Annotated in this window: 14 protein-coding genes; 5 read left to right on the top strand and 9 right to left on the bottom strand. The window is 46.3% G+C overall.

The genetic code is table 11. The annotated features are described in order from the left end of the window. Window positions 1-533: 533 nt before the first annotated feature. The gene (rpsJ, locus tag J0895_RS03130; protein ID WP_015150337.1) at window positions 534-851 is read left to right on the top strand and encodes a 30S ribosomal protein S10; all 318 of its coding nucleotides are present in this window, start codon (window positions 534-536) and stop codon (window positions 849-851) included. A 373-nt stretch (window positions 852-1,224) separates the two neighbouring features. Continuing rightward, a complete protein-coding gene (locus J0895_RS03125; protein WP_207086673.1) occupies window positions 1,225-1,869 on the top strand; it encodes an LON peptidase substrate-binding domain-containing protein in 645 nt (214 codons plus the stop codon). A gap of 65 nt (window positions 1,870-1,934) precedes the next feature. Here J0895_RS03125 and J0895_RS03120 read toward each other — a convergent pair whose 3' ends face one another. Then, window positions 1,935-3,323: a hypothetical protein gene (locus J0895_RS03120; protein WP_207086672.1), complete on the bottom strand. Its 1,389-nt coding sequence runs from the start codon at window positions 3,321-3,323 to the stop codon at window positions 1,935-1,937. Between the two features lie 409 nt (window positions 3,324-3,732). Next, a complete protein-coding gene (gene pheA / locus J0895_RS03115; RefSeq protein ID WP_207086671.1) occupies window positions 3,733-4,581 on the bottom strand; it encodes a prephenate dehydratase in 849 nt (282 codons plus the stop codon). 340 nt (window positions 4,582-4,921) lie between these two features. On the opposite strand from pheA, the gene J0895_RS03110 reads away from it, so the two are divergent. The 3 genes from J0895_RS03110 (at window position 4,922) to J0895_RS03100 (ending at window position 7,418) form a co-directional block, all read left to right on the top strand. Continuing rightward, window positions 4,922-5,512 (top strand): DUF1997 domain-containing protein, encoded by a 591-nt coding sequence (locus J0895_RS03110; protein WP_207086670.1) that lies wholly within the window; start codon window positions 4,922-4,924, stop codon window positions 5,510-5,512. A 117-nt stretch (window positions 5,513-5,629) separates the two neighbouring features. Continuing rightward, window positions 5,630-6,184, top strand: a complete 555-nt coding sequence (locus tag J0895_RS03105; protein ID WP_207086669.1) for a DUF1997 domain-containing protein — start codon at window positions 5,630-5,632, stop codon at window positions 6,182-6,184. 739 nt (window positions 6,185-6,923) lie between these two features. After that, window positions 6,924-7,418: a helix-turn-helix domain-containing protein gene (locus J0895_RS03100; protein ID WP_207086668.1), complete on the top strand. Its 495-nt coding sequence runs from the start codon at window positions 6,924-6,926 to the stop codon at window positions 7,416-7,418. Between the two features lie 893 nt (window positions 7,419-8,311). Here J0895_RS03100 and J0895_RS25615 read toward each other — a convergent pair. The 7 genes from J0895_RS25615 to J0895_RS03075 form a co-directional block, all read right to left on the bottom strand. After that, window positions 8,312-8,788 carry a CheB methylesterase domain-containing protein gene (locus J0895_RS25615; RefSeq protein ID WP_340643439.1) on the bottom strand — a complete coding sequence of 159 codons (477 nt, stop codon included), beginning with the start codon at window positions 8,786-8,788 and terminating at the stop codon, window positions 8,312-8,314. Window positions 8,789-8,797: 9 nt separating this feature from the next. Beyond that, the gene (locus J0895_RS25610) at window positions 8,798-9,358 is read right to left on the bottom strand and encodes a response regulator (RefSeq protein ID WP_242541010.1); all 561 of its coding nucleotides are present in this window, start codon (window positions 9,356-9,358) and stop codon (window positions 8,798-8,800) included. A gap of 116 nt (window positions 9,359-9,474) precedes the next feature. Next, window positions 9,475-9,690 (bottom strand): CheR family methyltransferase, encoded by a 216-nt coding sequence (locus J0895_RS03090; RefSeq protein WP_242541009.1) that lies wholly within the window; start codon window positions 9,688-9,690, stop codon window positions 9,475-9,477. Window positions 9,691-9,915: 225 nt separating this feature from the next. Continuing rightward, window positions 9,916-10,320, bottom strand: coding sequence for an RNA-guided endonuclease InsQ/TnpB family protein (locus J0895_RS26675; RefSeq protein ID WP_340643438.1), 405 nt, complete (start codon window positions 10,318-10,320; stop codon window positions 9,916-9,918). 5 nt (window positions 10,321-10,325) lie between these two features. Beyond that, window positions 10,326-10,553 carry a transposase gene (locus tag J0895_RS26670; protein ID WP_340643440.1) on the bottom strand — a complete coding sequence of 76 codons (228 nt, stop codon included), beginning with the start codon at window positions 10,551-10,553 and terminating at the stop codon, window positions 10,326-10,328. A 243-nt stretch (window positions 10,554-10,796) separates the two neighbouring features. Then, window positions 10,797-10,946, bottom strand: coding sequence for a hypothetical protein (locus J0895_RS26665; protein WP_340643441.1), 150 nt, complete (start codon window positions 10,944-10,946; stop codon window positions 10,797-10,799). 537 nt (window positions 10,947-11,483) lie between these two features. Then, window positions 11,484-11,673 (bottom strand): hypothetical protein (locus tag J0895_RS03075; protein ID WP_207086665.1); only part of this gene is annotated, 190 nt, incomplete at its 5' end.

Genomic DNA, 11,673 nt, shown 5'->3' with positions numbered 1-11,673 from the left:
CTAAAATCCTCGACCAACCCAAGAAGTAAACCGACTTAGGGCGCTCCGCTCCTGCCTTTTAAGGCAGAAGCGTGCTGATTGACGGTAGAGCAGAAAAGCCATCCCAACTTGAGGAGCTTTTCTGCTCTGCTTGTATCTGTCGTTTGTCATTTGTCATTTGTCATTTGTCATTTGTCATTTGTCGTTTGTCATTTGTCATTTGTCGTTTGTCATTTGTCATTTGTCGTTTGTCATTTGTCATTTGTCATTTGTCGTTTGTCATTTGTCATTTGTCATTTGTCATTTGTCATTTGTCATTTGTCATTTGTCATTTGTCGTTTGTCATTTGTCGTTTGTCATTTGTCATTTGTCATTTGTCATTTGTCATTTGTCATTTGTCATTTGTCATTTGTCATTTGTCATTTGTCGTTGGTCATTTGTCATTTGTCATTTGTTCTGGGTCTCAGAGGCAAGTACAAACGACCAACGACCAATGACTAAGGACCAATGACCAACGACCCATTTATTAACCGAACCTAGACAACTAAAAATCAATGGCTACCTTACAACAGCAAAAAATTCGGATTCGTCTAAAAGCCTTCGATCGCAGATTGCTCGATACTTCCTGCGAAAAAATCGTAGATACAGCGAATCGGACTAACGCTACAGCAGTCGGACCCATTCCTTTACCGACGAACCGACGTATTTACTGTTTACTCCGCTCTCCCCACGTCGATAAAGATTCCCGGGAGCATTTTGAAACCCGTACCCACCGCCGGATTATCGATATCTATCAACCGTCTTCTAAAACGATTGATGCGCTGATGAAACTCGATCTGCCTGCCGGTGTTGATATTGAAGTCAAACTCTAAACCCCTTCAAAAGCCGAACGAACCCACGGCATAGAGCCAGCGCCTCGCGAATGGCACTACAGCGGACTATTTTATCTATCTTTTAAAAAAGGAGAACTCTGAATTCTCCTTTTTTAAACATTTAACCTGAGACTGAACCTAAACGCGATCGCCCCTCAATCCCTTAAAAATTCTCATTACGTTTAAAAAACCCTCTTAAAATTTCAATTTTATTAACATAACAATTCAAAAAAGTCAAGCTTTTAAATCAAAAAATTATCAAAAAATCCTCACTCGTCCGTGAGTCAGGACGGGTGAGTTCCTTGTACAGCAATGTTCAGGTTAAACGTATCAGTTAAGATAAAAGCGAAGTTACTTTTTGGACTGAGGCACAATGCAATCCTCCTCATCGATCGCCGTTCGAGAACTCCCCCTATTTCCCTTGCCCGAAGTCGTCCTCTTTCCAGGCCGACCCCTACCCCTGCACATTTTCGAGTTTCGCTACCGAATTATGATGAACACAATTCTGGAGAGCGATCGCAGATTTGGGGTACTCATGTGGGATCCCGTCAAAGGTCAACCCACCTCCATCGGGTGCTGTGCCGAAATTCTGCAATATGTCCGCCTCCCCGATGACCGGATGAAAATGCTCACCCTCGGCCAGCAGAGGTTTCGAGTCCTAGAATACGTCCGAGAAAAACCCTATCTCGTCGGTTTAGTCGAATGGCTCGAAGATAAACCCCCCGAGGAAGACCTTAGACCCCTCGCCAGTGAAGTCGATCTCCTCTTACGAGATGTCGTCCGTCTTTCGGGTAAATTAATGGATCAAACCATCGAACTTCCCGACGACATCCCCGAACTCCCCGTGGAACTCTCTTATTGGGTCGCCAGTAACCTCTATGGCGTCGCGGCAGAACAGCAATCCCTTCTCGAAATGCTAGATACCGGAGCCCGACTGGAACGAGAATCAGAAATTCTCACCTCCACCCGCTCTCATCTAGCTGCACGCACAGTCCTCAAAGACACCCTCAATGAGTGAGCAGAGCCTTTGGATATTGGATTTTAGATTCGCGATCGCCTCTAAAATCCAACATCTCGACATTTCTAAAATCTCAACCGTCCCACTCCCCCATACCAATGGCGAAGGGCCAGCCAAACCACCGACAGCAAACCGGCAACACTCAACGTTAAACCCGTATAGCTGCTAATTAACCCCCAAATCGGCAGAACCGCACCGGCGATCGTACAAATCAGTGCCGCTAACGAAGCCCGCTTCTGATTTCCCAAGCCCCACACCAATACCAACAGGATGGGAGAAAGCAACAGCCAAGCGAGGGTAACATCCATCACCCGACTAAAATAAGTCAAACTCAACAGTCCGGCAAAAAATAAACCCCCCGCTAGGCATATATCCACCAGACGCATCGGGACCGATAAATACAGTAGAACAATCCACCACAAAAATACCCCCGGTGCCAACAACAGCAACCGAGGCAGCACCCCCGTCTTGCGGACCGTCTCCGTTGCCGTAAATACCCCAAAGGGATTGCGAACGGAAACATTATCTTCAAAAACCCAACTAAAGCGGGTCCCCGAACGTTCCTGGTTCGTCGCGGTGGGGATAATCCCACTGGCAAAATCAGCCTGGGGAAAATTTGCCAATGCCGTTAGGCGAAAATTAGACAGGGATTCGCCTTGGGAATTGTAAACCCAACGGGGACCTCCTTGAGCCTTGTAAGTCACCCGAAAGCGAGTTTCTTCACCGGGTTGTAACGAGAACGGAAACCCATAATCTCCCGGATTAATTTGGAGCATTCTCTCCCCATCCCGCTCTACTTTAAAGTTTTGCAGCACGGAATAACCAAAAGGGGGAGGAATTTCAAAGAAAAAAGTCCGAGGTTCTCTCAGAGAGTTAATTACTTCGTATTCCGCTTCAAATTCGGCCAGATAAATAGCTTTGTTATTGCTAACATCCGTCGATTGGTTAAGGGTAACGACAATGGACGAACTTGCGATCGCCAGGAAACGGTCAACTTCTCTTGTATCCTCAATTTCAACTAACTGCCCATTAATCCAATTGCTGTATTTATAGGGTTCTTCAATCACATAGCGAATTCGAGGAGAAGGTTGTTCCAGGCGTTCCCCAGAAACCGTGGCAGCTATCTCTTGAACCCGGGATTGTTCCCAGTGATGGTATCGATTGGCTAAGGTTGAAGATAAAAAGAATCCCCCGATTAAAAAGGTCAGAATTAAAATAAAATGGGGTAATTTTTGGAGCAATACCAAATAACCGCCCACCCAATCTTCTAGGAGGGGGAAGGGGGGTTCCGGTTGTCGGTAAGTCCATTTGATGGCGGAGATCGCCAATCCGAAGACTACCAAAAAAATCCCTAAACTTAGGGATAGATTGAGAACGCGATCGCCAAACTGCATCAATTCATCAGGATGAGTCAAATCCGGCAATGCCGGAATGCCTTGAACCGTTGGATACATAATTAAGGGTAAAGCTGAAATCCCCCAGCTTCTCAAAGGGGTAAAGTAAGGTAGAATAGTTTCATCGACCTATCCCCATCGCCACACCTGGGGGTCAGAATCGGAAATGGAATTGTTTTGCCAATAGATAGCAGCGTCATCGTTACAGTCCATCTAGCGATCGCCGGGGAATAAACTGACATAACTTAGTTATGCGATCGCCATAAAACTGTCACATCCACTGACTATTCTTTTTATAGAGAGCAATTACGTTCACTTCTCACACCACATCAGAACCTCGCTCAAATGCTCCGAGCGGGGTTTTTTTTTGACAAAAACCTACATCCCTAATTCGGGTTAACCCCCTTTGGGTCATGATTGGAGATAGATGCTTTATATCCTAACCTGACCCACCCTAAGCGAACATCCCCTAATCCGACTTAATCGCGACAAAATCGTAACTGCCGAAAATTTTCAGCGTCTCCGTGTGGGAGCGTAATTCCTGGAAAGCTGATTCCACCGAGGATTTTCGCGAATCGCATTCTAAATCCAGAAAAAACAAATATTCCCCGATCGCTCGCTTAGTCGGGCGAGATTCAATCCGACTTAAATTAATCCCCCGACTGGCAAAGACTTGGAGGGGTTGAGAAAGCGCACCGGGAAGATTCGCGGGGACACTAAACCCCAACGAGGTATAAGCCCCCCCGGGAGAGGGTTGTAAACTCACCACCCAAAACCGAGTGCAGTTATCTGGGCGATCGTTAATCGGAAAAGCGATAATGGGGAGATCGTAAAGTTCAGCAGCGCGTTGAGAAGAAATCGCCGCAGCGAAGCGATCGCCTTCTAACTGTTGCACCGCCTCCGTCGTAGAATTCGTAGGAATTAATTGCACCCAAGGGAGAAACTGTTCCAACCATCCCTGACATTGAGCTAACGCTTGGGGATGAGAATAAACCGTTTTGATAGCTGACAACTCTGGGACGGGTGAAATCAGCGCATGGGAAATCGGCAACACCAACGCCCGTTGAATTTGCAGACTATCTAACTGCCAGAGGGCATCCAGAGTCATCGGCACACTTCCTTCCAGGGAATTTTCCACGGGCACCACCGCTCGTTGAGCCTGCGATCGGGCAACAGCGCGTAACGTTTGGGAGATACTGGGATAGGGACACAACAGACATTCCTCTCCTGTAGCTTGCTGCAACTGGTCCACATAAGCGATCGCTGCCGCTTCGGAATAGGTGCCTGGAGGCCCTAAATAGGCAATGGATACAGTCATCGCAGATTTCCTCAGTTAACTCGGTTCTTTTTGAAAAATAGCAAACAGGCGAACACCAGAAAACTCCAAAAAGTTGGGTTTACTTATCTTCGTGCGCAGGTCAAACTTTAATCGGGGAGATTATCCCAATTGGTTAAGTTTTTTAGGGTTGTTTCTCAGAAATAGAGTAAGATTAACGGCAAGTTAAAGCGTTTATTCTACTAGCGCCTGGGTCATTTTCCGTATTTAATCACCATAAGGCCCAGTATGAAGCCTGATCTGCCAAAGTTTACAGTTTGTTAAAAAATGTAAATTTTGATAGCGTAGTGATTAAGAACCCTCAACCTGAGTTGAACCCATAATGCATAATATCCGGTTTGTCGCTTCTCAGTCTGTGTCTATTCCTGTTCCCGTCCAACCTGTTCCGATTCAACATTACCTACGGCAACCGCAACGGTTGATTAGAGCGCTTGTGGATCCGACGCGGACCGAACAATTAGGGAAAGAGCGGTTTAGATTAAAAATGCGTCCCTTAGAGTTTATGATGCTGCGGATTCAACCGACGGTGGATCTCAGAGTCTGGGCAAAACCGGATGGGACCGTTCATTTGGTTTCCGTGGGGAGTGAAATCCGAGGGATTGAATATATCGATCGCCGCTTTTGCCTGGATCTGCTGGGGAAACTCTCCCCGGTGGAAGAAGGGGGGGTGACTTATTTGAAGGGAAAAGCGGATTTAGTCGTAGAGGTAGATTTGCCACCGCCCTTGTGGATGGCCCCGAAATCGTTATTGGAAACCACTGGGAATGGATTGCTCAAGAGTGTGTTGCTGACGATTAAGCAACGGTTGATGCACCAGTTGTTGTTGGATTATCGTCATTGGGCATCGGATGCCACCGAGTCGGAGTTGGCGGTGGGGGGTCAGGTGCTTTCGCCGAATACACCCCCGGCATAAGGGATGGCGGGCGATCGCCCGTTCTGCCCTAGGGTACAAAGAAAATATTGCCAATAAATGTAAACTACTGTAAGGTTTATGAAACCCGCTTAACAAATATTAATAGAGTCTCCTCCCATGTACTATCAGTTTGTTGCCACACAATCGGTTGATCTGGCTGTTCCACAGCAACCTGTAGAGATTGAGAGGTATTTGCAGTCCCCTGAACGGATTGTTAGGGCGATCGCAGATTCAAGCTGCATCGAACAGTTGACTAGCAATTGCTACCGGCTGAAAATGCGCCCCTTAAACTTCTTTAGTTTAAAAATCGAACCCACCGTAGACATGAAGGTTTGGGCGGATGGGGAAGGCACAATTTGTTTAGAATCCGTAGGCTGTAATTTGCGAGGGATTGAAACCATTAACGAACACTTTCAGTTAGAACTGAGTGGGACAATGTCAGCCTATCGCAATCAAGGGAAGACTTATTTAGGAGGGGATGCGGAGTTAGGATTAACGATTTACCTACCCCCACCCTTTTCGATGATGCCGAAATCCATGATTCAAAGTACGGGAAATAATTTACTCGGAAATGTCCTACTGAAAATGAAGCAAGGATTAATGCAGCAGTTATTATTAGATTACAAAACTTGGGCAACCGCCGAGCAAGGGACAGAACTGGTGGCGGCATAAATTCAGGGTTCAGGAGATTGGGACAGGAGTTGAGAGTTCGGACCAGAAACCGAGTTTCCCTGAAAGAATGGATTGCTTTGTTGTCAGCATTTTTGTGAAGAAACCCGGTGGTCTTCACCTTACTGTCCCGACGTTTTAGGTAGAGGAGAAAGTCTGTCGGGGTAATTCCGGGGGGATTGCCTCTACCGGGTCCTCAAGGAGCGAGAGGATGCGTTAGGGCTGTAAATTTAATCATTTTTTAAGAGATCAAACCCAGGATGAGGTTAATCTGGTTGCAGGGTCGGCGATCGCACCTTGTACAGAAGACTCACCGGATCAAGCCTAGTTTAACGGGCAAAACCTCGCCACCGTCACCCAGGGTGGGGGGAAACTTCTATGAGAAAAACGCTCGCGGCCAGACCGGGGGAATGCGATTGTAGCGACAGATTGCCATTGACTCATCAGGCTGTCGAGAATAAGATATGGGTAGCATTTGATTTTAAACCAAAAATGGGATAAGGAAAAGATGCCTGTGTCCCTACCGCTTCGCGATCGACCCGCTTCTGACCCATTGAGTAGAGAGTACCCTAGGTCAACCGGATGCGGACTGAACCCGATCGCGATCCCTCATGAACTATTCAAGGCGATCGCAACCGCGAGGATGCCGGAGACTGTTTTTATAGCAGCGAGGGCGAGTTCCTGGTTTGTGTTAATCTCGCCAAAATTAAGCTGGAGTTATTTTAATTAGAGCGATTGTAAAATGGCGAACACCCTCAAGTTAGATATCAAAGAACCAGCGGATGAACTCAAAACTCGTTTCAAAAAAGAGACGAACGCTCAAAAAAAAGAAAGACTACACGCTTTGTACTTGCTAAAATCCGGTAAAGTCACCACCTTAGAATCCCTTTCAAGACTGCTATCAAGAGATACCTCAACCCTCTATCGCTGGTTTCAGAAGTACAAACACGAAGGATTAGATGGATTACTCAAAGTTTATAAACCCGCTGGGAGACCGATTACCATTCCCCCAGAGGCCCTAGAAAAACTGAAATTAAGAATTCAAAGCAACGAAGGGTTTAACAGCTATGGAGAGATTCAATCTTGGTTGAAAGAAGCCTGCGGAGTTGATGTAGATTATCATGTAGTTTATCGAGCCGTTCGCTATAAATTTCAAGGTAAATTCAAGTCTAACAGACGGTCAAGGTCGAGAAGAAATTCTCCCCTTTCGGCGTTGCAAATTAGCTCTTTTAATTGAGTTAAAAACAACAGATAAATCGACTAAAAATCGACTAATGAAGCGAGCATTTTCGCTATTTTAAAGATAAAAATAGCGAAAATGCTCGCTTTTGTGCAAAAAACTATTCGAGTTATTCAAGAACGGTTTTTTATAAAAATAGAAGCAGTTACAACCGGGATAGACTCTAAGGCAAAAAGTAATTTTTTGCCTAATGGTGGACTTAGAAAATAACGGAAAATAGATATAGCATTCCTAAATGATTTATAACATCTGTCTTCTCCCCTCTCCCGTTCTGGGAGAGGCCTGTCCTGAGCCCTGAGCCCCGCCGAAGCCTGTCCTGAGCCCTGAGCCCCGCCGAAGCCTGTCCTGAGCCCTGAGCCAGTCGAAGCCTGTCCTGAGCCCTGAGCCCCGCCGAAGGGTCGAAGGGGGTCGAAGGGGGTCGAAGCCTGTCCTGAGCTTGTCGAAGGGGGGGTCGAAGGGGGTTGGGGGTGAGGGCATTCCACAACTGATTTAGGACTGCTATAGAGCGGTTCCCAGAGTTATTCGCGTACATTTTTGGAGTGCGAGCATCTTGAAAAGCTCTTGATAATAGCGAGCAAGATGTTTGTGCTAACGCACACGCTACGCCGCACAGCGAAGCCCGGGCTCAGGCTTTACGCACTCCTCTAAATATCTGTACGCGAATGAGTCCACCGAACCGCTATATTACCGCCTTAAACCCAAAATTCTTAACCCTGAAATGATCGACCCTAAACGGAGCAATTGAAACGTCCTCGTCCTCGATCGCGAAGACAGAAATTTTAGAGAAACCAGAGTAAACAGTTTTTTCTCTTAAACCCGAAACTGACCCGATCGCCCGAACCCATCTGGAGCATTTCCTTGTACTCACAAAAAACAACCCAAGGAGTCCATTACAGCCGGTCAAGAATCGCCTGTGCCATGCAATCTAAGGTGACAGAGCGGTCACTTAAGCCCGCCTCCACGACCGATCGCGGCATTCCGTAGACAATACAGCTTTCTGAATCTTCAGTAAAAATAGATCCGCCGCGAGACTTAATCCAAGCCGAACCTTGAGTGCCATCAGACCCCATCCCCGTCATCACTACCCCCAAAATGCGATCGCCAAACACCTCCGCCGCTGATTGAAACATCACATCCACCGAAGGACGATGCAGGGTATCGAACGGGCGAGCATCCAGGTGCGTCCTCACTGTGCCATCACTGTGGCGAACAAACGTTAAATGCCGTCCTGCAGGGGCAATAAACACCACCCCGGGTTCCAGAACTTCCCCTTCCGACGCTTCTACAACCTTCAATAACGACATCTCATTCAATCGTTTTGCATACATCGACGTATAACCCACCGGCATATCTAACACGATCGCCACCGGGACGGGTCAATCCGCTGGCAACTGACCCATCAAAAAAGCTAGGGCCTTGGGACCCCCAGTAGAAATCCCGATCGCCACAAGGTCCACAACCCCGGATGAAGGGGCCGAAGCCATCACCTTGCTCAATTGAATCGGACGTTCCGACATCACCGGCAGGCGATTCAGGGGAACATTGGCAGCCGCTTTCACCTTTTCAATCAACTCATTGCTAATCTCAAAAATCTTTTCATTCGCCAACGCCGTCGGCTTTTGCCAGAAGTCCACCGCCCCAGCATCCAATGCCGCGAGGACCTGTTCCCCCCCTTCACTGGCAATACTAATAACCACCACAGGAATCGGACGACGAGCCATTTGTTGGCGCAAAAATTCCACCCCGTCCATTTCCGGCATAATCAAGTCTAAAGTAACCACATCCGGGTTCAAACTTTTGATCGCTTCCAATGCGTACGCTCCGTCTCGGGACGTTCCTACCACCTCAATAAATGGATAACGAGATAACATTTGCTTGACCACCTTGCGGACATAAGCTGAATCATCTACCACTAAAACTCGTACAACCTTCTTCATATCTCTCCCCATTGATTCAACCCTTGACCTTAATGAATTAGACTGAATTTAATCCTTTCTTATCTTAAAAATAAAAATCATTCAATTTCCTGCTTTTTAACTCAAAGGATACCTAACTAAATATCCAGAGTTTCCAACCCATACCTTCTGATAGATTGCTCCTTAACATATACAAAAGCACCGCCAACTTCTCGCAAATCGAAATCGCTATTCAGCTTGAGTAGGGATTCAGAAGACCCTAAAAATAAATAAGCGCGATTGGGCATCTTCTGATAAAAACAAGCAACAGTTTTACGAATTGAATCCCGGGAAAAATAAATACATTCCGGCAAAAAATGATATCCGATTGACTGAACCGTTCAATTTCCGACTCATTCATTAAATTGGCAACATTCCATTGAATGCGCTTTGCTTCGGAAGAACAGACTTGCCAACCCAATTCTGATTTCGCACAAGTATTTCTCCTGGAGGGATGCCGGGAAGTTGCGAAAGGACCGCTCTCGGTGACATCTCCAGACACTGACCGCTTGGGCGGATCGCGTGCTGGCTTACTTGAATCACTTCAGAGATTTTCTGGTTGTTCCCTTGCGGGATTTCGGCACTTGGCTAGACTTTGGGGCCCCCGCTAGATCGCCGGAACAGACAGTTTCCTTTCCCGACCATCCATCGGTACTAATAAGGGCAATCCCTCGGTTACGAATTACTAAGCCTGAAGCAACATCTCGGTCAATGGTTAACCCACATTCAAGACAATGATGAACTCTTACTTTCAGGGTTTTTTTAACGATCGCACTACATTCAGGGCATTCCTGACTTGTTCCTCGGCTATTGACTTCGGCAAAGAATTTTCCTAACTTCCAGCAAACATACTTGACGATCGAACGAAATTGTCCAAATCCACCATCAAGCATATATTTGCCAAGCATCCCCTTAGCCATAATCCGAAAGTCTAAATCTTCCATGAATATCATGCCAGCAGACTCACACAGAATATATTCGCTTGTTTAAAGTGAAAATATGAGCGGGTATTGTCAATTGTGTGGTGCATCCGCGCTACCTTGATGCGTTGCTTCTCGTAATTATTTGACCGTTTCTTTTTCCTAGATAGTCTGCGTTGCCGCGATTTTAGCTGGAAGAGCATCTTTCTAAAAAATTTGGGCGGTTTGACGAGAACGCCATCACGGGTCGCGATCAACTTTTCTAAGCCAATGTCTACACCAATCGGATGACCATGAGGCTTATGAGCGGGTACATTGACATCAGACTGAATACTAATACTGGCATACCAGATATCAGCTTTCTTGACGATGCGTACCTGTTTAATTGCGAACCGATATGGGATTGGTCTATGCAAATTAATTAAAATATTGCCAATCTTAGGCAAGAGTATCGTATTGCCAGATATAGGAGATTTTTTAAACTGTGGAAATAGTAGAGACTAAAAGAACCCATACTTCTTAAACCGAGGAAACCCAGTCCCTCTTGCTTGAAAAGTTTCCCATCCTCGACGTAACTGCTTTACGGCTTGCTGCAAGACTTGAGAAGGGACTTCACCTAATCGGGGAAATACTTTCTTTGCTTTTGGCAATGCGTTAAGTTGTTTGAGCTCGTTAGGGAATGGCCGGTCGGACGGCATGATGTATTCGTGTTTTATGGAACATCTATCAATCAAGCATTTCCTGCTATTACACCAGTTTTTAATCTCGGCTAACCCATAGTTGTAAGCCGCTCTGCACGTTTCCATCCAGCCAGACAGTTTTTCCTTCTTCGTTGGCATCTGGATATATGCGATAGCGGTAAGTCATGGTTAGCTTATTGTTATAATAACATGATTTACTTACGATAAGTATTCCAGTAAATGTCTATTTAGTAGGTATTGAGCCTACTAAATATCCGCGGCTTTCATACAGTCGCTCATCTGGGTACAGATAGAGCGCGGGGATTCCCGCAGGCTCAGATAAATTAATGGACCTAGACTTTGCAGGCGATCGCGGATTTTATAAAAAATACCCTGAAAACCCTGTGACTTTAGTCCAGGGATGAAAGGGCTAGGCCGGATAAATCCTGCCAATCAGATCTCTGGACAGTGAAAAGTTCTGTGAGATAATTAATTAGGGGCCTTCAACTATCCAGTTCGTCTGAGTATGGCTTGATGCATGAAGGACTCTTTGGCCTGAAGGAATTTTGTCAAAAGTAAGCTGGGTGGACTTTCGGCTAAAATAGAGGGACCCGCTTGGAGCAGAGTCAGCCGAACAATTTGTTCACGCTTGATGACCACTGCTTGAGACAGTTCTGAACCACCCGGAAAAACTCTT

Origin of the sequence: Phormidium pseudopriestleyi FRX01 (genome assembly GCF_017313335.1) — a bacterium.
In the GTDB taxonomy this organism is placed as follows: domain Bacteria; phylum Cyanobacteriota; class Cyanobacteriia; order Cyanobacteriales; family Laspinemataceae; genus Laspinema; species Laspinema pseudopriestleyi.
Note: the sequence above shows the minus strand (reverse complement) of the source record. Positions and strands in the feature narration are given on the sequence as shown.